The organism is Micromonospora sp. CNB394, assembly GCF_000374985.1.
Classification (GTDB): Bacteria; Actinomycetota; Actinomycetes; order Mycobacteriales; family Micromonosporaceae; genus Micromonospora; species Micromonospora marina.
The window spans coordinates 30,927-52,196 of sequence record NZ_KB895861.1 but is presented as its reverse complement, the minus strand read 5'-3'; the positions used below and the strand labels follow the sequence as shown (position 1 = coordinate 52,196).

The 21,270-nt window shown below is 68.6% G+C and carries 16 protein-coding genes and 1 pseudogene; 7 read left to right on the top strand and 10 right to left on the bottom strand.

All coding sequences use genetic code 11. The annotated features are described in order from the left end of the window. From C569_RS0126320 to C569_RS33850, 7 genes and pseudogenes are all read left to right on the top strand, one after another. A partial coding sequence (locus C569_RS0126320) for a transposase (RefSeq protein ID WP_018786881.1) occupies window positions 1–268 on the top strand: 268 nt, incomplete at its 5' end. 411 nt (window positions 269–679) lie between these two features. Beyond that, window positions 680–910: pseudogene (locus C569_RS33855) on the top strand (aldehyde dehydrogenase family protein); the annotation flags it as partial. Between the two features lie 219 nt (window positions 911–1,129). Further along, window positions 1,130–1,711: a TetR/AcrR family transcriptional regulator gene (locus C569_RS0126310; RefSeq protein WP_018788727.1), complete on the top strand. Its 582-nt coding sequence runs from the start codon at window positions 1,130–1,132 to the stop codon at window positions 1,709–1,711. A 103-nt stretch (window positions 1,712–1,814) separates the two neighbouring features. After that, window positions 1,815–2,261 carry a hypothetical protein gene (locus tag C569_RS0126305; RefSeq protein ID WP_018788726.1) on the top strand — a complete coding sequence of 149 codons (447 nt, stop codon included), beginning with the start codon at window positions 1,815–1,817 and terminating at the stop codon, window positions 2,259–2,261. A gap of 72 nt (window positions 2,262–2,333) precedes the next feature. Continuing rightward, on the top strand, window positions 2,334–4,640 hold the full coding sequence (locus C569_RS0126300; RefSeq protein WP_081636037.1) for an ATP-dependent RecD-like DNA helicase: 2,307 nt from the start codon (window positions 2,334–2,336) through the stop codon (window positions 4,638–4,640). 521 nt (window positions 4,641–5,161) lie between these two features. Continuing rightward, complete coding sequence (locus C569_RS33410; protein ID WP_155945616.1) at window positions 5,162–5,392, top strand: hypothetical protein; 231 nt, start codon at window positions 5,162–5,164, stop codon at window positions 5,390–5,392. Window positions 5,393–5,995: 603 nt separating this feature from the next. Then, window positions 5,996–6,655, top strand: a complete 660-nt coding sequence (locus C569_RS33850; protein ID WP_018788723.1) for a recombinase family protein — start codon at window positions 5,996–5,998, stop codon at window positions 6,653–6,655. 818 nt (window positions 6,656–7,473) lie between these two features. Here the strand turns inward: C569_RS33850 and C569_RS0126285 are convergent. The 10 genes from C569_RS0126285 to C569_RS0126245 all read right to left on the bottom strand — a co-directional run bounded on the left by C569_RS0126285 (window position 7,474) and on the right by C569_RS0126245 (window position 21,269). After that, window positions 7,474–8,292, bottom strand: coding sequence for a hypothetical protein (locus C569_RS0126285; protein WP_018788722.1), 819 nt, complete (start codon window positions 8,290–8,292; stop codon window positions 7,474–7,476). A gap of 9 nt (window positions 8,293–8,301) precedes the next feature. Further along, complete coding sequence (locus C569_RS31105; RefSeq protein ID WP_155945615.1) at window positions 8,302–12,699, bottom strand: AAA domain-containing protein; 4,398 nt, start codon at window positions 12,697–12,699, stop codon at window positions 8,302–8,304. A gap of 376 nt (window positions 12,700–13,075) precedes the next feature. Further along, entirely contained in the window at window positions 13,076–13,294 is a 219-nt protein-coding gene (locus tag C569_RS32680) for a hypothetical protein (protein WP_196806789.1), read from the bottom strand. A 127-nt stretch (window positions 13,295–13,421) separates the two neighbouring features. Further along, on the bottom strand, window positions 13,422–14,234 hold the full coding sequence (locus C569_RS0126275) for an ABC transporter ATP-binding protein (RefSeq protein WP_018788720.1): 813 nt from the start codon (window positions 14,232–14,234) through the stop codon (window positions 13,422–13,424). Beyond that, a complete protein-coding gene (locus tag C569_RS0126270) occupies window positions 14,231–15,316 on the bottom strand; it encodes an iron chelate uptake ABC transporter family permease subunit (protein ID WP_018788719.1) in 1,086 nt (361 codons plus the stop codon). The genes C569_RS0126275 and C569_RS0126270 overlap by 4 nt, the downstream gene beginning before the upstream one ends. Next, on the bottom strand, window positions 15,313–16,350 hold the full coding sequence (locus C569_RS0126265) for an iron ABC transporter permease (RefSeq protein ID WP_026268670.1): 1,038 nt from the start codon (window positions 16,348–16,350) through the stop codon (window positions 15,313–15,315). Before C569_RS0126265 ends, C569_RS0126270 begins: the two co-directional genes overlap by 4 nt. Next, a complete protein-coding gene (locus C569_RS0126260; protein WP_018788717.1) occupies window positions 16,334–17,137 on the bottom strand; it encodes a siderophore-interacting protein in 804 nt (267 codons plus the stop codon). The genes C569_RS0126265 and C569_RS0126260 overlap by 17 nt, the downstream gene beginning before the upstream one ends. After that, on the bottom strand, window positions 17,134–17,934 hold the full coding sequence (locus tag C569_RS0126255) for an alpha/beta fold hydrolase (RefSeq protein WP_018788716.1): 801 nt from the start codon (window positions 17,932–17,934) through the stop codon (window positions 17,134–17,136). Before C569_RS0126255 ends, C569_RS0126260 begins: the two co-directional genes overlap by 4 nt. A 4-nt stretch (window positions 17,935–17,938) precedes the next feature. Next, on the bottom strand, window positions 17,939–19,615 hold the full coding sequence (locus tag C569_RS0126250; RefSeq protein WP_018788715.1) for an ABC transporter ATP-binding protein: 1,677 nt from the start codon (window positions 19,613–19,615) through the stop codon (window positions 17,939–17,941). After that, the gene (locus tag C569_RS0126245) at window positions 19,608–21,269 is read right to left on the bottom strand and encodes an ABC transporter ATP-binding protein (protein ID WP_018788714.1); all 1,662 of its coding nucleotides are present in this window, start codon (window positions 21,267–21,269) and stop codon (window positions 19,608–19,610) included. The genes C569_RS0126250 and C569_RS0126245 overlap by 8 nt, the downstream gene beginning before the upstream one ends. Window position 21,270 lies beyond the last annotated feature (1 nt).

Below are 21,270 nucleotides of genomic sequence, written 5' to 3'. Positions count from 1 at the left end.
CAAGCATCCCCGCTTCCACCTGCACTTCACCCCGACCAGCTCGTCCTGGCTGAACATGGTCGAGCGCTGGTTCGCCGAACTGACCGACAAGATGATCCGCCGTGGCGTGTTCCGCAGCGTCGACGACCTCGTCACCGCGATCGAGGAATACCTGCGCGTACACAACGACGACCCGAAACCCTTCGTCTGGACCGCCACCGCCGAATCGATCCTGGCCAAGGTCCGACGTGGACGAGTCGCCCTCCAAGAAGCGGCTAGTCAAAACTGAGACAGAACACTAGGCAGTCATGGCGGTCCCCAGGGCAGCCTGTGGGCTCCGATGACATGAATCAAGAGCCCACCGGGACGCAGGACCGAGCGGCTCTCCGCCGGGTGCGGGACCCGACCTCGGACCGTCCGAGCCGGGAGCGAACCGTCCCTCGGAGGCCAGCGGTGTCGGGGGTGACCGGCCCGGGCTTAAGGGGGTGCGCGACGCCTGGCCCGCAGCCACCGACCGCTCGCCTCGCTCGTTGGCGCATGCAGCTGGCGCTGGCGAGCAGCGCGCCAGACGACGCGTCCGCGCCGAGGCGCCCGCAGTGGACGACAACCGGGCTGCTCAAGCCGCCGGCCGGTCCGGTGACGGTCCGGCAAAGCGCTTTAGAGGCCGCACGGGTGGCAAGCAGCGTCGAGTGGTCTCACTGCGGCCATCCGCGCAGCAGACGCGGCCCGAGGGCTGGCGTTGGCGTCCCGCCTTCGTACCGGGATAGCCCACATCAACGACCAGACGATCAACGACAACGCCTTCGTGCCGTTCGGCGGGCGAGGCGCGTCCGGCAACGGGACCAGGTACGGGGCCGAGCACAGCCTGGAGGAGTTCACCCAGTGGCAGTGGCTGACCGTCCGCACCGACCAGCCACACATGCCGTTCTGATGCCGGCCGCCTCGGCCAGGGCCAGCCCGAGCTGGCACATCGAGCCCGGCCTCGAGTACGGAACACCGGCTAGGCAACCATCGATCATCATCCGGCCGGGGCGTACCGACGGCCGGTCCGCCCTGAACGAGGCGTGGTATCATGGTGTATCTGGAAACGTATCGTTTACCGAGCGGGTGAATCATTTTGCCGAGGCTGACAAGGGCGCAACAGCAGTCGGTGACACACCAGCGGCTCCTAGAGGCCAGCCGTGAAGTGTTCCTTCGGCGCGGTTTCCTCGCCGCCACGGTGGAAGAGATCTCGTCCGAGGCCGGCTACACAAGAGGTGCCCTGTACAAGCACTTCGATGGCAAGGAGGGCCTGTGGCACGCCCTCATAAACATTCAGGTCGAGTCGTATCTCACGCAGTTGCAGGACGCCCTCACGCAGGCCGGCAACCGTGACGAACTGATTTCTGCGCTGGACCCGGGTGGAACGGTCTCGGATCCGCAGGCCGCCCGCTGGGCCATCGCGTCCGCGGAATACCTGGCCGCCGTGACCACGACCCAGCCCAAACACGCTGCCGCGCTGGCGACCCTGCAGCGACGCCTCGACGAGCAGATCGTCGAGATCGTTTCCCGCCACTGCGGCCGCTTGCACATCCGTCCCGCCATACCGCTGTCCCAGTTGGTAATGGCGCTCGGCGCGCTGGGCGGAGGTCTCACCCTGAGATGGGCCATCGACCCGGCGATCGACATGGCAGGCATCACCAAGACTTTCCTCACCACCGTCTTCCCTGACGCCGAGGGACGCGGCACATGATCGGGCCGTTCGTCCGCTCCGCATGATCAGCCGCGGAGGCGGCGAGGTATACGCAGACGCGCAAGGCTAGGTCCCATCCAGCTACGACACCAAAGAGGACGACATGCCGGATCAACAGTGGCGCGCCGAGGCCGACGACGAGTGGCTGGAAGAGCGGCGGTCCTCGCTCATGGGATGGTTCCGTCGACACTTCAAAGCCTTCGGCGGCATCGCCAGCGCGGTCTCCCACGCGGACACGGGTCCCTACGCCGGAGCCCCGCGCAATCCGAAGCTGAAAATCGACGATGACGACAAGGCGTATGCGACCGTCCGCTACACCACCAACGAGGTCGCCTACACCGCCACCAGCACCAGCGTCGACCAGTGCGCGAGCTGCGGGCAACCGCTGGCGGAGACGCACGAGATTCAATGCCGACAGGGCGAGGAGACCCACACCCGGATCGGCTCGGTTCGCACCTGCAGCAACTGCGAAGCCGAATCCTGGCTGCGGCGCTCTCACATGCCGAAGGTGGCCCAGGCACGCGACAAGGCCCGGAAGAACGTGGTCTGATCACGTTGGGCTGAAGACCTACGGCGCAGTGAGGGCTGCCGGGCTGGCACAGTGGTGGCCGTGGACGGCAGGATCGGACGCGTGACCACTACGACCCGTCCCGCGTTCGCCACGCTGAACGCGGTCCTCGAACGGCTCACTTACGTCAACGAGGAGACCGGCTACACCGTCGCCCGCGTCGCCACAGAGTGCGGCTCCGATCTGCTGACGGTGGTCGGCGCGCTGTTGGGCGCACAGCCCGGAGAGACGCTCCGGCTACACGGCCGGTGGTCGTCACACCCGAAGTACGGTCGTCAGTTCGAGGTCGACTCCTACACGACGGTGTTACCGGCCACGATCCAGGGCATCCAGCGCTACCTCGGCTCCGGCCTGGTGAAGGGCATCGGGCCGGTGTTCGCCGAGCGGATCGTCGCCCACTTCGGTCTGGACACCCTGCAAGTCATCGAAGGAGCACCCGCCCGCCTGGTCGAGGTACCCGGACTCGGACCGAAGCGCACGGCTAAGATCACCGCGGCGTGGGAGGAGCAGAAGGCCATCAAAGAGGTGATGGTCTTCCTCCAGGGCGTCGGCGTATCGACCTCACTAGCCGTGCGGATCTACAAGCAGTACGGCGACGCTTCCGTCGACGTCGTGTCGAAGGAGCCGTACCGGCTGGCTGCGGATGTCTGGGGCATCGGGTTCAAGACCGCCGACACGATCGCGCGCGCGGTCGGGATCCCGCACGACAGCCCGCAGCGGGTCATGGCCGGCCTTCAATACACCCTGTCCGAGGCCACCGACTCAGGTCACTGCTACCTCCCCAAACTGGCACTGGTCGCCGACGCCACGAAGATCCTCGACGTGCCCGCGGAACTTGTCGCCCGTTGCCTCGACGAGCTCGTAGCCGACGAGGGCGTCATCCGTGAGGTCCTGCCCGGCGTCGACGGGGACCCGGTGGAGGCCGTTTATCTGGTGCCGTTCCACCGTGCCGAACAGTCCCTCGCCGCCGCGCTCCTGCGCCTGCTCGGTGACCGAGCCGACAGGCTTGCCCACTTCACCGACGTCGCCTGGGACAGGGCCATGAGCTGGCTGAAGGCGCGCACCGGCGCGGACCTCGCCCCCGAACAGGAACAGGCTGTCCGCCTCGCCCTCATCTCCAAGGTATCGGTGCTCACCGGCGGCCCCGGCTGCGGCAAGAGCTTCACCGTCCGTTCGATCGTCGAACTCGCCGTCGCTAAGAAAGCCAAGGTCACCCTCGTCGCCCCGACCGGTCGCGCGGCCAAACGCCTCTCCGAACTCACGGGCCACCCGGCCGCCACTGTCCACCGGCTCCTGCAACTACGCCCAGGCGGAGACGCCTGCTATGACCGCGACAATCCCCTCGACGTCGACCTTCTCGTCGTCGACGAGGCATCCATGCTCGACCTCGTCCTCGCCAACAAGCTCGTCAAAGCCGTCCCGCCCGGGGCTCACCTGCTGTTCGTGGGCGATGTCGATCAGCTTCCCTCCGTCGGCGCCGGTGAAGTGCTGCGCGACCTGCTCGCCGCCCCCGCCATCCCCCGCACGCGGCTGAGCCAGATCTTCCGCCAAGCTGCCCAGTCCGGCGTCGTCTCCAACGCCCATCGCATCAACGTCGGCCGCCCACCCGTCCTCCACGGCCTGCCCGACTTCTTCCTGTTCGCCTGCGACGACACCGAGGCCGCCGCAGACCTCACCGTCGACGTCGCCTGTACCCGCATTCCCGCCAAGTTCGGGCTCGACCCATGCCGCGACGTGCAGGTCCTCGCACCCATGCACCGCGGTCCCGCTGGCGCAGCCGCCCTCAACACGCTGCTGCAACGGCAACTCACTCCGCATCGCGAGGGACAGCCCGAACGGCGCGCAGGTGGGCGGGTCTTCCGCGTCGGTGACAAGGTCACCCAGATCCGCAACAACTATGACAAGGGACAAACCGGCGTCTTCAACGGCACCCTCGGCATCATCACCCACCTCGTCCCCGAGGAGCAGACCCTCACGGTGCGAACCGACGAGGACGAGGACATCGACTACGACTTCGACGAACTCGACGAACTCGCCCATGCCTACGCCATGACCATCCATCGGTCCCAGGGCTCCGAATACCCCGCGGTGGTCATCCCGCTGACCACCAGCGCCTGGATGATGTTGCAACGGAACTTGCTCTACACCGCCATCACCCGTGCCAGGCAACTCGTCGTCCTCGTCGGCTCCCGCCGTGCCCTCGCCGCTGCCGTGCGCACCGTCGGGGCAGGCCGCAGGCACACCGCCCTCACCCACCGCCTCACTCGCCATGCCGAGGTGATCTCGGTGAACGATGACAGCCGTCGGCTCAGGAACCGCGACCTCGGCCGCGTCCCTGCAGCCGCCGGCACCGACGACTGACGGCCGACGCCCGGCGAGCGGCAAGTCCCCCCGAAGCCGAGGGCGTGTCATGCCGCCTCGTCACCGCTAGGGTGTCCACGAGGTGATCGGGTTCTGCTTGGTCGCTGAACCAGATACCGGAGACCTCGCTACATCTCGAACACCGATACGCCAAAGACCCTCACCAACAGCTCAAGCCCTGGGCACCGACTTCGACACAGGCCCTAACCGCTGACAGGGCGTCAGATCGGCTGCGTTCACTCGCCTTCCTCCACATCCCGGCCGCGCTGCGCCGCCTGACGGATCGCGCAAACGAGTGGAGCCTGAAGGCAGTCCTGCGGGAAGCCCCGCATAAATAGCATCGCGAACACCCCAGAACAGCGAAGGCGTTGACGGCAGCTCAAGGCGGACTCGAATCTCTGCCGAACGAGCACAACGCCTGCGCCCTCGACGAACTCGACGTCCCAGGAAGGAGCACCGCGCTATGAATTCCCGCCCTATGCGCCACGCGCGAACATCGTCGACACAATGAGGAAAACCATATGCCGGAATTGCAGCCAGAATTGCAGAATCAGCCAGATCCGGAATACAATACCAATGGCGATCCGGGCACCATCGACGCGACACCGTCGGGTGGAATACGGGTGATCGTGCCGCTGGAACCGCCGGAATTCGGACCGGTCGCTGCGCGCGCCCTCCTACGGCTTCTCGTCGAGGCACGCCGCGACTGCTCGGATGCTGTTGAAGATCTCGTGGAGAAGAATGACCGTTGACCATGAACGCCTGAGACACGACCTCGCGACGAAGAGCTTCGAAGCCCCGAAGCTCTCCTTCGCCTTCTACGGCCGCGTCTCCACCGAGGACAACCAGGACCCGGAGTCCTCCCGACACTGGCAACTCTCGCTCGCCCGGACGCTGATCACGCCCAGGGGCGGCGTGATCGTCGAGGAGTTCTTCGACGTGGGCCACAGCCGCTCCTTGCCGTGGCAGCGTCGCCCGGAAGCCAGCGGACTGCTCGCCGCGTCGCGGCTTCAGCGCAGTCGTCATCGGCGAGCCGCATCGCGCCTTCTACGGAAACCAGTTCGGTCTGACCATGCCGCTGTTCACGCACTACGGCGTCCAGTTGTGGGTGCCGGAGGTCGGCGGTGTGATCGATCCCGACAACGAGGCGCACGACCTCGTCATGTCTGTCTTCGGGGGCATGAGCAAGGGCGAGCGGAACCGGGTCAAGGTGCGGGTCCGCATGGCTATGGCTTCCCAGACGCAACTGGAGGGCCGCTTCCTGGGCGGGCGCCCACCGTACGGTTACACGCTCAAGGACCTTGGGCCTCACCCGAACCCGGCGAAGGCCGCCCGACGGCAAACGCCTACGCGGGTTGAATGCCGACCCGCAGACCGCACCCGTCGTCCGGCGCATCTTCGCCATGTATCTGGCCGGATACGGAATCTTCGCTATCGCCGAGGCGCTCACCCGAGACGACATTCCCTGCCCCTCGGCGTACGACCGTGCCCGCAGCCCCCACCGCGACGGGCTCGCCTGGTCCGAGACCGCTGTACGGACGATCCTGATCAACCCCCGATACACCGGCCGGCAGGTCTGGAACAAGCAGCGCACCGATGAAGTGCTGCTCGACGTGGACGACGTCGCGCTCGGCCACACCCCGGTCATGCGATGGAATCAGCGCGACCGGTGGATCGTCTCCAACGAGTTGGTCCACGAACCCCTCATCCAGCAGGCAGACTTCGACCGCGTCCAGGAGATGCTCGGCCGCCGAGCTCGCACCGCCACCGCGCCCAGACGCACGCACCGATCCCGCCACCCCTACGTCTTCAGGAGCCTGGTCCACTGCGGCATCTGCGGCAGGAAGATGCAAGGGCAGCACTCCCACGGCGTCGCCTACTACCGGTGCCGGTTCCCGCAGGAGTACGCCCTGGCCAACAAGGTCGACCACCGCCACTCCAGCGGCGGCACACCATCGCCACGCTCCTCGACCAAGCCCACACTGGCATGCCAACCGGACGCCGGTCGCCACTGAAGGACCGACCGTCGCCGAGTGCGACGCGAAACTGGCCCGCTACCGGGCGGCACTCGAGGCCGGCGCCGACCCCGCCGTCGTCGCCGGTTGGATCGCCGAAACCCAGGCCGAACGCCGACGCGCCGAGCAACACCAGCACACGCCGGTCGAAGAGAACACTGACAGCCCCGGCCAGTTCAGCGAGGAGCAGATCATCGCCGCCGTCGAGGAACTCGGGGACCTGGTAAGCACGCTCCGGAGGGCCGAGCCGGAACACAAGCTGGAGGTCTACCGCAGCCTCGGGCTTCACCTGTCGTACGACCCGGAAACACAAACGGTGCGGGCAAGATTGGATCTTGCCGCGCACCGTTGGGATTCGGTTCGTGTCCGAGGGGGGATTTGAACTCTTGGGCGCATCATTTGTGCACCATTCTGGGTGCTCATGCTCATAGGTTACGGTACGGGCAGGGTTGGTTCAATCCCAAACTCCACATCACCGTGCGTGAGCATGGATGGCAGCTCAGAATAATTGGGCAGAATGCCTTGCGCAGCGGCTCGCTCCGCCATCGACCGACCAAGATGACTGTGCAGTTATCCCCTATGGCCGCTCAATCAGGCGGCCGCGAGCCGTCGCCAAACGTTTCTACTTTTGATGTTCTTTAGCTGGCCGGCGTGCCTGCAGCCGTAGCCCTCGGATTCTTCAGCGCTGGGGCACGAGGTTCACCGCCCTTGTTCGAGGCCCGCGGCTGGTCACCCGGCCGACGAGAGCTGGGGCCTGCTGGCGCACGGATCTGTTTTTGCATGTCGAGTATGTCGAGCGGCAAGCCTCAGCCTCGGTGTCAGGTTGCGGTGGCTGCCAAGTCGTTCAGGGCTGCGTTGATCACGGGCCAGCACATGCTGAGGGTATCTCGGTCTGGAGCGTGGCCGATCTTCACCTGGGCGTTGGGATGCACGAGGTTGCGGTATTCGCGGAGTTTTCCAGCGAAGCCGCGGACGTCGGCTTGTATCCACTTTTCTCGGTGGGCGGTCTCGATCAGCTCGTGCAGGGTCCACTTGTCGAGAGGTTTTGGTGTGTTGGGCGTGCGGGCCTTGACGGCGTCGAGGAGAACGCCTTCCAGAAGGCTGCCGAGCATGATGATGGCGCTGGCATAGGCGCCGTTGCGGTCGCAGATGCGTGCCTCGTTGAGCCGACTTTCGAGGACGATCGCGAGGTCGACGTCGCGGACGATGTCTGCCATGGCCACGTGGAGCATGACGTCTGGTGACTGTTGCTCTTGGTCCTCTGGCTGCTTGTAGGGACGGATGACGGGCCGCCCCTGGCTGTGTGCGATCTCGAAGCCTTCGATGGCGAGGATGCTGTTGAGTAGCTCGGTGACCTCGGCGGCGGCCAAGGGCTCGTTGCGATGAACGTACTCACGTCGGTCAGCAAGGCGGCAGACGAGCGCGTCGATGGCCCCGGGTGTGTCTCGACGTTGACGGAGCTGGTTGGTGAGCCAGCTTCGGCGCTGTTCGCCGTTGTAGGGCGCGACGTTCTCCCAGCCGGCTTGTTGGAGAAGCTTGGGCAGCTCAGCCCCACGTCGGTACACGGGGTAGTCTTCGCCGCCGCAGGCGATTCGGGCGATCTCATCGAGGGTGTTGTCGTCGATACTCTCGAGCACGCGGGTCTCCTAGAGGTCGTCTTCGTCGTCGGACAGCGTTGTGGGTCTCCAACGTGGCTGTTGGCGCGGCGCTGCGGGCAGTGAACGGGGCTCGATGCCTCGTTGCTGTAGCCGCTGCCAGAGTGGTTCGAGGGTGGCAGCAGGGTTGTGCAGGTACTCGCTGTCACGGATGCGGATGAACTGCCAGCCGGCTCGGCGTAGTTCTCGCTCGCGATGTAGCTCCTGCTGGACCTGCTCGGGTTGTCGGAACCGCGACGGCGTGTCGCACTCGACGGCCAGCCGGCCGCTGTCGCCGACGACGACAAGATCGATGGTTCGGTGGTCGACGGGGTACTGCGGGATTACGGCGTAGCCGCGGCGGCGCAGTTCCAGGAAGACGCGTTGTTGCAGCAGGCAGGCGAAGGGTTCGGTGCGGGTGTCGGGGCTGACGTCGTCGAGCTCGGGATCGACCGTGAAGGTCGCGGGAGGGTGGAGCATGTAGGTCAGCAGGGAGTGGCGAAGGTCGTTGGGATTCAGGCTGTTAGGGGGCACCGAGGTGAACAGCCAGAGTTGGTCACGGGCGCGACTGGCGGCGACGTTGTACCGGCGCTGCTCGGTGCGGCCGGTGAGAGCCGTTCTGGCCTTCGTTACGACCATGGACAGCAGGATGATGTCGCGTTCGTCGCCTTGAAAGTCGGGTGGTTGGCCAACTCGAATTTGCCGGTGGCGTATGTCGGCCGGTTCGATGCGTTCGTAGAGCAGCTTTTCAAGGATCTGAGTCTGTTTGCCGCTCTGCAACGCGATGATGCCGATGGTCTTGTTGCGGCACATCGGATCGTCGATGATCTTTTGGACGTGATCAATGATGGCACTGGCTTCGACCTGATTGCGCAGGGTTGCCCGGTGCCCCTCTTCCATGGCGTCGTCGACCTGCACGACTCTGAGGGGGTCGAGGCGGTCGGCTCCGAACTGGCGGAGTGGGATGAGCCTGCTGTCGTAGAACTGCGCTGAGGACCATCCGATGATTTCGGGCATGCATCGGAAATGTTCGGAGAGTCGAACGACATCGGAGAATCGGGTGGCTAGGAGTTCGTAGAGATTGGAGGTGGGGAGGAAGCCGTTGCGCAGGTTCATTGCCATGTCGGCTAGGTGCCGATCGAGGCTCTCTTGGACGGCTTCGGAGTCGTTGTTTCGGTAGTTGGCGCCGGGTGCACACTGCTTCTCGTCGCCGACGACGATGACTCGTGGTGCCAGCCACAGGAGGAAGAGGTTGTCGACGCTGGCTTGGCTGGCTTCATCGACGATGACGACGTCAAAAGCGTTGGGTTGTGGCGTGACGGTGTCGATCACGGCTGATAGGGGCATGACCCAGGCGGGGACGGCCTGCTGGGCGTTCTTCATCGCCTCGAACGCTGCGGTGAGGTACCGGTCCTTGTTCTTTCCCTGCCCTCGGCCGTAGGCGCCCATGTTGGTCTTGTAGGACTGAAGGGCTTGACGCTGTTCTTCCGTTATTTGCTCCAGGCAGTGTTGTAGAGCCTGTTTGCCAGCTAGCTCGGCGGTGACGCGGTTGAGTTCTAGTTCAACATCGCTGATTCGCTGCTCGTGGATCTGCTCGGTGTCTGTCGGCCGGCTTTTCTGGTGGTAGGCCGCTGCTGCGGCCCAGGCCCACGACGCTTCGAGGTCGTTGAGGCGGTGTTCCCAGGTTGGATCGTCGAGGTTCTCCCTGATCTGGGTGGCGAGTGCCGGGTGGGCGGCGGAGAGACTCTGGAGCAGTTGTTCGCAGCGCTGTTGTGAGTCCTTGTCGCTCCTGGCCAGATCAAGCTGTCGGCGGGCGGCGGAGTAACGGTCGATGTCGCCGCAACTGAGAGCGACGCTGAGCTCGGCGGCTTCGGGGGCGACGTCTGGGTTACGGCACCATGTCTGCATCGTGAGGGTGAGCTCAGTCATGGCCTCAGACGCCTGCCGTGCCCTGGTGACGGTCGTTCGGTTGTGGCCAATGCGGACGAGGAGGTCCCAATCTTGCGGGCTGCGGACTGCGAAGCGGATTCCGTGGCTGCGTAGGAGGCGCTCTACCGTGTCCCGTGCTGCGGCGAGCGTGCGCAGGGCCGAGGCGTTGTGTGAGATGTCGTGGAGGTGTGCCACTCGACGGCGGAGCGGCCCGTGGAACGTCGGAACGCCCACCTGGGCCCATGCTTCCAGAGCTGTGGTTACGGCTGTCTCAACCTGAAGGAAGTTAGACAGCGCGGTCAGTTCTGAGGTGGTGGTGGGCGGGGCGCCGTCGACCGTGCAACTTTGCAGCAGGTCGGTGGCGTCGAGCTGGGCGCGCGGGGGCAGGTAGCGGCGTAGGCGTCGGCCATTGACCAGGTGCCGCCGCAGGCGTTTGGCCTGGCCCGAGAGGCGGCTGAGGTGGGCTGCGGTCAGGGGTGTGGTGCCCAGATCGATGTCGCAGTCGTTGAGCGCCGTGAGGGCACGTACGTGGGGCTCCACCTCTCGCAGTTCGGCGAACAGGGCCTCCCAGTAGGCGGGGCTTTGACGGGTCAGGAGAGCTTCGGCGGCTCTGCGTCGCCAGTCTGCGGCGTCCCAGTCAGTGATCGTGTCGGGTAGTCCGCAGGATGCCAGGGCGTCGGTGGAAACCACGACGTGGCGCTGAATTTCAGCAAGGCTGGCGTCGTCGAGGGTGGTGAGTGACCAAGCGGTGGCGGTGTGGTCGGAGCCGAGGATCCGCTCAGCGTGAGCGATGGTGGCGATCATGGCGGCGACGTCCGCGGCGTGTGGAACCTGGTCGGAGTCGGGAATGAACTGCTGGGCTCGTGCGGCGCGTTGTGGTGTGGCGGAGGTGAGAAGCTGCCACAACTGTTGGGCCTGGTCGTTCGACAGGGGCGCATCCGGGCAGGCGCCGGTGGGTAGGGGTTCGATCCAGCCGTGCTGATCGCGGCCGGCGTTTAGTTGTTCGACGATCTGCGCGAGCGTGCCGCCATAGCCAGCGGCGGTCGGCTCGTGGGTCGCGTACTCCTGTTCGCGGATCACGCCCAAATCACGGATCGTCCGCTCGAGGCGAGCACTCAGGCTGGCGCGCTGTTGCCGAAGTTGGTTGATGTCGTTACGTAGTTCGTCGACGGTGATCGTGGATGACAGCTCCGACAGCGCGGTGATGCTGCGGTCGAGTTCGTCTGTGCCTGTCCGTTGCATGCCCGTCATGAGTACGCACAGTTGTCTCACCGACTCGGGTAACTTTTCGCGGAGCACGCGCAGCGCTTGGTCCTTCTGGCTCGTGATGAGCAGCCTCTGGCCGTCGGCGAGCAGCGCGCAGATGAGGTTGGCGATCGTGTGTGTCTTGCCCGTGCCTGGTGGGCCCTGCACGACGACGGTCGTGTCGTCGCTGAGCTTGGCCAGCACCCTGCGCTGTTCTCGGTTACTCGCGAGAGGAAACAGCGGATCGTCGCTGGTGACCGGGCGATCCCGCCCTGCGCCCTTGAGCCAATTGCTGCGCTGCGTTGCCTCGATCGGGGTCACGAGCTGCGCCAGGCCGAGAGGGGTAGGAGAGTCTGCGTCCTCAAGGCTGTAAGCGATGGTGCGGTAAATCCGTTCCAGTCCCTTGCGGTCACGGCGGCGGAGGAATAGGGCTGGGGCGAGGGTCAGCCGTGTCGTGTCGGCCTCGTCGAGGAGCGGAGGTTCCCACCGGTCTTCAGCAAGGTGAAGAGGACGTTCCCAGCAACGGCGCCGCCAGAGTTGCAGTAGGCGCACCACCTCCGGCGAGAAGGGGTGCAGCTGCGCTCCGGTATCGAACCAAGGAGATTCGAAGGGTTTGGCGCGGTATCCGTCTTGCGACGTGAGAAAGTCCTGGTCCTCGATCTTCATACGCTGGTCGAGGGACATGGTGACCTGCAGGCTGTCGGTCGCCGGGTCCTCGACGATGGCCGCGTTCCAGACCAGCAGGTGCCGTCGAATGGCCCAACGGCCAGCGGCGCTGGAGGTAAGGAGACCGACACCGAGCACAAGCTCCTCGGCATCGCCGCGTTGCTGTGCCAGGCGCTGAAGTCGCTCCAGGTAGGTGTAGGTCGCGCGCTGCTCCCCTACGCGGCGCTCCTGCTCGGCCCACTTCGTCCACACGGCGAGCCAGCCCTCGTACTCCTGCCGAAGGGAATCGGGGATTGCCGGACCTATTGCTAGACGGCCGCTGTCGTTCGTCACGAGCTGGAGTGGCGGGCCTTCGGCATTGCCGTACTCCGTACCGTCTAGCAGGTCACGGAGCGCCGTTGGGGGTACAGGTGGTTCAGGTGGCGGAGGGTAGGCGACCTGCATGATGACCGGTCCGCGGGAACGCGCGTTGTCTTGTGGTGGCCTACGAAGCCAGTAGGTGTTGGCCTCGTCGATCGCGTCGCGATTCGGCCGCTCGCTGCTTTTGACCTGCGCGAGCAGGTGCGCCACGAGACCTTGGGTCAGACGTCTGACGGTAGGACTTGTCGGGGACACGGGGTCCGGCACTATGCCTCCTCGGGCTCGCCCAGCCCCACAGGATGCACGTAATCAACTACTGAAGGCAACCATCTGCCGGAAGTGAGACATCTAGCGCCTCGAGACAGCGCACAGGGTGCAAGTTGACGTCGGCTGTGCCGCGCTTTGACGCGACAGACCGACCGGAACCCGACGGGTAAGCTGCTCCTCAGGTCGGGCCTCGTTGTTGCGGCCACCTACGACCTGCCACAACATGACTAGTCGGCACCGTTGGCGGAACAGGACGCCGTATGTCAACCCCAGGCAGCTGCCGTCGTCGACAACCAGACGGCTGCCTAATACTCCAACGTCAGTTCGCCTGTCTGCGCTGGTAGTGCGATCGTCGTGCTCGGGCTTGGGATGTTCGTCGCCAGATCGACCAGTGCAGGGTGTGCGCTGGCGGTAGCGGCAGGGCGAGGACGAAGGCGTTGAGGAGTCGGCGGATCTCGGCGACGGTCAACGCGATGATCTTCGGGTCGGAATCGGGCTGTTGAGCGGCGAGGATGGTCAGGACGGCCAGGGCGAGCATGGCCAGGGTGATGAACCGGTGCCAGCCGGTCCAGCCGCGCCGGCCGGTACCCCATGCCGGACACCGTATCCGGGACCGGCGGCGCTCGTGTCTCCGGGCGTGGCAGGTTCCCACCCCGGTGACCCGCTCAGCCGGCCGGCACCGGACCGGGAACGGTCGCACGCGGCAGGGGCACGACCAGCGGCGTCCCGGTCGCCGGATCCGGCACCACCAAGGCACGCAGCCCGAAGACCTCCGCCAGCAGGTCCGGGGTCAACACCTCCGCCGGCGAGCCCGTCGCCACGATCCGCCCGTCCTTCATGGCGACCAGCACGTCGGCGTAGCGGGCGGCGAGACTGAGGTCGTGCAGGACCATCACCACGGTCCGGCCCATCTCCCGGTGCAGCCGCCGGACCAGGTCGAGCACGTCGATCTGATGCGCCAGGTCAAGGAATGTCGTCGGCTCGTCGAGCAGCAGCAGGTCGGTGCCCTGCGCGAGGGCCATGCTGATCCAGGCTCGTTGCCGCTGCCCGCCGGACAGCGCGTCGACCGGGCGGTCGGCGTACTCCGACATGTCGGTCCAGCGCAGCGCGTCGGCGGCCAGCACCTCGTCATCCCGCGACCACTGGCGGAACCAGCTCTGATGCGGGTGGCGTCCGCGCATCACCAGGTCGGCGACCGTCAGCCCTTCGGGAGCGCTCGGCGACTGGGGCAGGACGCCGAGGATCCGGGCCACCTCCCGGGTCGACATCCGGTCGATCCGGTTGCCGTCCAGCGTCACCTGGCCGCCGGTCGGCCGCAGCAGCCGGCCGAGCGCCTTGAGCAGTGTGGACTTGCCGCATCCGTTGGGGCCGATGATGGTGGTGACGCGGCCGTCGTGGATGTCGACGTCGAGGCCGTCGACGACTGTCAGGTCCCCGTACGCGAGGCTCAGGCCCTCGCCGCGCAGCCGGGCGTTCATGCGCTGAGCCTCCTGGATCGACGGAGCAGTAGCCACAGCAGGTAGGGGGTGCCGATCATCGCGGTGAGCAGGCCGACGGGCAGCTCCCTCGGCGCGATCACTACCTGACCGGCCAGGTCGGCTCCGACGACGAGAAGCGCACCGAGCAACGCCGACGGGAGCAATGGCGGGCGGCTCCCACCACACAGTCGCAGGGCGATCTGCGGCACGACGAACGCCACGAACTCGATCGGACCGGCGGCGGCCACCGCCGCGGCGGCGAGCGCGGCAGCGACGGCGACGACGGCGAGCTGCGCGCTCCGCAGCCGCAGTCCGAGTCCGCGCGCGGTGTCCTCGCGGAACTGCAACAGCCGCAGCGCGACCGAGGCGGCCAGCGCGAGCGGCAGCAGCACGGCCAGCGCGGTCGCGAGCGGCCGGACATGGCCCCAGTCGCGGCCGGCCAGGGAGCCGCTGAGCCAGATGTTCGCGCGGGTCGCGTCGACCAGCTCGGCCCGGATCAGCACCCAGTTGGTGAAGCCGCCGAGGATCTCACCGACGCCGAGCCCGACCAGCACCAGCCGGTACCCGTCGATCCCCCGGCGCCAGGCCAGCAGGTAGATCAGGGTGGCGCTGACCGCCGCACCGCCCAGGGCGGCCAGCGGCACCCCGTACGAGCCGGCCACCCCGCCGAGCACGATCGCGGCGACCGCCCCGGCCGCCGCGCCGTTGGTCACGCCCAGCACGTCCGGGCTGGCCAGCGGATTGCGCGCAAACGTCTGAGTGAGCGCCCCGGCGACCGCGAGGGCGGCGCCGACCAGCAGCGCGCAGAGCACCCGGGGCAGGCGCAGGTTGAGCACGATGTGACGCTCGATGCGGGTTCCACCACCGGTGAACACCTCCCACACGGTCGGCGGGGCAATGGGGAAGTCGCCCTGGCAGACGGCGACCAGGGCCAGCGCGACGGCCGCGACACAGGCGGCCAGCGCGACGGCCACCGCCCGCAGCGGCACCGGCGCCGAGACCGGACCGACCCGCACGACGCGGCGGCCGGGCAACGGCAGCCGGGCGGGCTCCGTCGCCGCGGTTCTGGTCAGCAGGCTCACAACCGGACCAGCCTGACCCGGCGGACCAGCCAGATGAAGAACGGGGCACCGGCGACCGCCAGCACGATGCCGGTCTGCACCTCGGCGGGCCTGGCGACGAGCCGCCCCGCCACGTCGGCCAGCAACACGGCCACCACCCCGAGCAGCCCGGAGAACGGCACCAGCCAACGGTGGTCGGGACCGGTCAGGGCGCGGGCGACGTGCGGCACGACCAGGCCGACGAAGCCGATCGGCCCGCACGCGGCGGTCGCGGCTCCGGTGAGCAGCATGATCGCGAGAACGCCGACGACCCGGGCCAGCGCGATGTTCTGGCCGAGGGCCCGGGCGACGTCCTCACCGAGGCCCAGCGCGTTCAGCGCGGGCGCGTTGGCCGCGGCGAGCACCAGACCCGCGGCGATGAACGGGGTGACCTGCCCGGCCGTGTCGAGGTCCCGGCCGGCCAGCGAGCCGACGACCCAGAAGCGGAACACGTTCAGCGTCTCCGGCGAGTTGACCAGGATGGCGGAGGTGAAGGAGGCGAGCAGCGCGCCGATGGCCATCCCGGCGAGCGCAAGAGTCACCGGCGTGGGACCGTGCCGGCCGCCGGAACCCACGGCGAAGACGACCACGCTCGCCGCCAGGGCACCGGCGAAGGCGAACCAGACGTAGCCGCCGAACGACGTCACGTCGAACACGGCGATGGCGACGACCACGGCGAACGAGGCACCGGCCGACACCCCGAGCAGGCCGGGGTCGGCGATCGGGTTGCGGGTGTGGCCCTGGATCAGCGCGCCGGCCACGCCGAGGGCGAGGCCCACCGCCACCCCCAGCGCGGTACGCGGGGCGCGCAGTTCCCGGATCACCGCTGAGGCGTCGGACCCGTCGGGGCTGACGAGCGCGCGCCACACCTCGCCCGGGGCTACGTCCTGCGCGCCCAGCCCGAGGCTGAGCAGCACCGCGACACCGACGAGCGCGAGCAGCGCGAACAGCCCGATCAGGCCGGGGATCCGGTTGCGCCGGCCGGACCGCAGCGCCACGTCACTCGTCGACGTCATGGTGGTCGAGGTTGACGGTGCCACGCTTCCAGTAGCCGTCCACCTCGACGTGCTCGCGGGGCAGGCCGAGCGAGCGCAGCCGCCGGCGGATCGGTTTGAGCGCGGTGGCCTCGCCGGCCACCCACACGTAGCCGGCGCCGTCCGGGGCGCGGAAGTCGGCCAGCGCGGCGCCGAGCGACTGGCCGGCGTCGCGGCGCAGCCAGGTGAGGACGGTGTCGGGGGAGATCGCCAGATCCTGCTCCTCGGCGGCGTCGGCGACCTCGGCGAAGGCGTACACCGGCACGCCGGCCGGCAGTTGTTCCAGCCAGGCGCCCAGGGCCGGCAGTGCGGTCTCGTCCCCGGCGACCAGATACCAGTCGAAGGTCAACGGATTCAGGTACGAGCCGCGCGGGCCCAGCACCCCGAGCCGCTGGCCGGGCCGGGCGGCACCGGCCCAGGACGCCCCGGGGCCGTGCCCGTGCAGCGCGAAGTCGATGTCGATCTCCCGCTGCTCCCGGCGCACGTAGCGGACCGTGTAGTCCCGGAAGATCGGCTGGGGCGTGCCGGGGCCGGGCGGCTCGAAGCCCTCGGGCCCGATCGTCGGCATCACCGGCAGCTCCGCGCCCGGCTCGGGGAAGAACACCTTGACGTGGTCCTCCGGCGCGGCGTATGCGAAGGTGTCCAGGTCGTCGCCGGTGAGGGTGATCCGCGCCATGCGCGGGGTGATCCGTTCGGCGCGCACCACCGTGAGCAGGCGCGGCACCAGATCGTGCCAGACGAGTTCGATCTCGCGTACCGGCGTGCTCATGGGAACTCCTTGAAAAAGGCGAGGACGGCGTCGTTGACCGCGTCGGGCTGTTCCAGGTAGCCGTAGTGACCTGCGTCGGGGATCTCGGCGTACCGGGCGTGGGGTATGCAGTCCGCCAACTCCCGGCCGTGCGGGGCGGGCGTCACGAGGTCGTCGGCGAAGGACACCACCAGCGTCGGCGTGGTGATCGCCCGGTAGGCGTCGCGGCGGTCGGTGTCCCAGTCCAGGTCGAGCTGGGCCCGGCCGCCCGCGTCCCCCGCCGGTGACAGCTCGAAGATCTCCAGCCAGTCCTGGGCCCGCTGTGGGTCGGCGAGGGTGCGCGGCGACAGGTTCTGCATCGCCCGCGCCACAGCGGCATAGCCGGGCGGCAGCGTGACCCCGCTGTCGTACAACTGCTTCTCGGCGGCGGTGAGCGCCCGCGACAGCGCGTCGGGGCGGGCCCGCGAGGCCATCAACACCGCCTGCACGGCCAGGTCGGGGCGGCTGAGCAGGAGTTCCTGCACCAGGTGCGCGCCCATCGAGGAGCCGACCAGCCGGCAGGGCCCGCCGGCGACCCGCTCCACGAACAGCGCCAGGTCGTTGACCAACGCGCCGACCGTCAGCGGCCCCGTGTGCGGGCTGCCCGCGCCGCGGTTGTCGACGGTGAGAACCCGGTAGCCGGCCGCGACCAGGGCCGGCACCTGGTACAGCCACCAGGTGCGCCCCCGCGCCCCGGTGCCGGGCACCAGCACCACGGACGGACCCGACCCGGCCTGCTCGTAGTGCAGGTCGAGGTCGCCGACGGTCAGGACAGGCACGTGATCACGCTCCGACGAGGACCCCGCCGGCGAGCCGGACGACGCGCGGGAAACGCTCGATCGTGGCCTGCCGGTGGGCGATGACGACTAGGGTACGGTCGGTGTGCAGCTGGGCGACCGCGGTCTCGATGCGGTGCGCCGTCGCCGGGTCGAGGTCGGCGGTGGCCTCGTCCAACACGACCACGTCCGGGGTGAGCAGCGCGGCCCGGATCAGGCCGACGAGTTGCCGCTCCCCCGCGGAGAGGTGGGCGCCGCGTGGCCCGAGGTGCGTGTGCAACCCGTCCGGCAGCGAGGCGACCCAGTCGTCGAGGCCGAGTTCGTGGATCGCCCGCCCGGGGTCGGCGCCGCCCGGCGCCAGCGCCAGGTTCTCGGCGAGGGTGCCGGTGATCAGGTGCACCTGCTGCGGCACCAGCACGAGCCGGCGGCGTCTCTCCCCCTCGTCGAGGGCGGCGAGGTCGGCCCCGCCGAGGCGGACCACCCCTGCGTCCGGCGCGTAGAGGCCGCACATCACCTTGGCCAGCGTCGTCTTGCCGGATCCGGTCTCGCCGACCAGAGCCACCCGGGAACCGGCGGGAAAGACGAGGTTCACCTCGTGCAACACGCGATCGGTGCCGTAGGAGAAGCAGACGCCCTCGACGACCAGGTCCGCCGAGCCGTTTCCGCCGGGCGGCTGAGCCGGCACCGGCCGCGGCGGCTCGGTGGCGTCGAGCAGGTCGAGCAGCCGGGCCAGGTTCACCTGCGAGCCGACCAGCTCGCCGGCCACATAGGTGAGATCGTCGGCCGAGCTGAACAGCTCCCGGCTGGCCAGCACGAAGGTCACCACGACACCGACGGTCACCGCCTGCGCCGCGACCAGTGCGCCGCCGGCCGCCAGCAGGCCCGCCGTGACGACGCCTTGCACGATCCAGGCCGTCTCCAACCAGGTCAACGCCTTTTGGGTACGGCGGACCGTGGCGAGCCGGTCGTCCAGCCGCTCGCCGAGACGCGCGCGCCATGGACCGGCCGCGTCCGCCGCCTGCACCTGCTCGCGCGCGTCCAGCGTCTCCCGCACGCTCGCCGTCACCGCCGCCTCCGCGGCGGCCTCCCCCGCGTACGCCGCACCCGCCGCCCGCCGGAACCGCCGGCCGACGAACCACATCATCGGCGCGAACAGCACCACGAGCAGCAGGGCGAGCTGCCACGAGGAGACGAACAGCACGACGCCGGTGAAGACGACGTACCCGGTCAGGGAGATCAGGTCCGGGATCTGCTGGCGGACGAAGGTGGCCAGCTCGGCCACCTCGACGGTGACCCTCTGCAACAGGTCACCCCCCCGGTGCGACTCCAGGAAGCGCAGCGGTGCCGCAGCGATCCTCTCGACGGCCCGGTCCCGCAGGTCCCGGACCACCCGCTCGCCGAGGCGCACCAGCAGCAGCTCGGCCTGGCGCAGCAGCACCATCCGCGCCGTCACCAGGACGAACAGCAACGCGCAGAGGTGCAGCAGCCGGTCCGCGTCAGCCTCGGTGAGCGCGTCGACGGCCCGGCCGACGACCGCCGGCACCAGGCTGAGCGCGATGGTGGAGAGGAGGTTGACGCAGACCGCCAGGACGAGCAGCCGCCGGTGCGGGCGCAGGTAGGGCCAGACCCGCCGCAGGACACGGCGCTGGTCCGGTTCCTCGCTGAGCATCCGGATGTCAGCCATCGGCGGCCACCCCCACCCTCTCGGCGATGGGCAACTCGATCACCCGGTCAGCGCAAGCGATCACCGCGGGTCGGGAGGTGGCCGCCACGATCGTGGCGTCCGGGAGCCAGCCGCGCAGGCGGTCCAGCAGCGCCGTCTCGGTGGTCGCGTCCAAGGCCGACGTGACGTCGTCGAGCAGCAACACCGCAGGGCGGCGCAACAGGGCCCGAGCCAGGGCGAGCCGCTGCACCTGCCCACCGGAGAGCGCGTCGCCGCGTTCGCCGACCTCGGTCGCGTACCCGTCGGGCAGCGCGTCCACGTCGAACGCCGCGGCGTGGCACGCCGCACGCAGGTCCCCGTCGGTCAGATCGGGCCGGCCGAGGCGGAGGTTCTCGGCGATGGTCCCGGAGAGCAGCACCGGCCGCTGCGGCACGCCGGTGATCCGGTGGCGCAGATCGGCTAGGGAGGCGGCGGGCAGCGGCACTCCGCCGTAGGTGATCGTCCCGGCGGCGGGGTCCTCGAGCCGGGCCAGCAGGCGTAGCAGCGTGCTCTTTCCGCTGCCGACCGCACCGGTGACCGCCACGAACTCGCCGGTCGCGACGTGCAGGTCCGCCCAGGTGAGGGTGCGACCGGGCAGGTCGGCCCGCAGCCCGGAGGCGACCAGGTCGCCGCGCGGCGGCAGCGGCACGGGATGGACCGGATCGGTCACGGTGATCCCGGTGCGGAGAACCTCGGCGATCCGGCCGGCGGCGGTCCAGCCCTGACCCACCTGGGCGAACCGGCCGGTGATCCGCTCCACCTGCAGGCTGAGCAGGCTCATCCACCCGGCGAAGGTGACCAGGCCACCGACGGTCAGGTCGCCGTCGAGCACGGCCAGGCCGCCCAGCAGCACACCCACGGCCAGCGCGAGAGCCGGCACGAACGGCGCATGAGCGGACCAGTTCGCCGTGATCCGGGCCAGGCTCAGCGTCCGGGCGGTCACGACGGCGCTGCGTTCGTGGTGCCGGTCTACCAGGAACTGCCGGCCGCCCAGGCCGCGGGCCGCGGTGCCGGCGACGAGCAGATCCTCCACGGCGTCGGCCCGCTCGGAGTGTGCCCGCGAGACGTCCTGGTTGGACCGTTCGAACCGGGGCGGGTACCAAAGGTTGACCAGCACCAGCAGTGGCAGCGTCGCCAGGCCGACGACGGCGAGCACCGGCTCCAGCAGGGCGATCGCGATGATCACCGCCGCGCACCCGACCAGCCCGCTCAGCAGCGACGGCGACCCGGCCAGGAGGATGCGCACAGCCTCGACGTCACGGGTCGCCCGGGTGACGAGATCTCCGGAGCCGTACCGCTGCACGCCGACCCGGTCGAGCCCCAGCACGTGACCGGCGATCCGGGCGACGAGCCGGTTGCCGGTACGCGCCGCGCCGAGCATCCCGAACCAGCGCATGCCGGTCTCGCCCGCGGTGAGCCCCACCGACACGGCCAGTAGCCCGCCGACCCAGATCAGCAGGCCGGAGGTGTCGCCGGTGCGGATCCCGGCGTCGATCGCCCGGCCGAGGCAGATCGGCAGCGCCAGGAGCCCACCTTGGTAGAGCAGGCCGCTGAGCCACGACACACCCAGATGCGGGGCGCTGTCGCGCAGCGCCCAGCTCAGCAGCGCACGCGGCGACAGGGCAGGGGTCGTCATG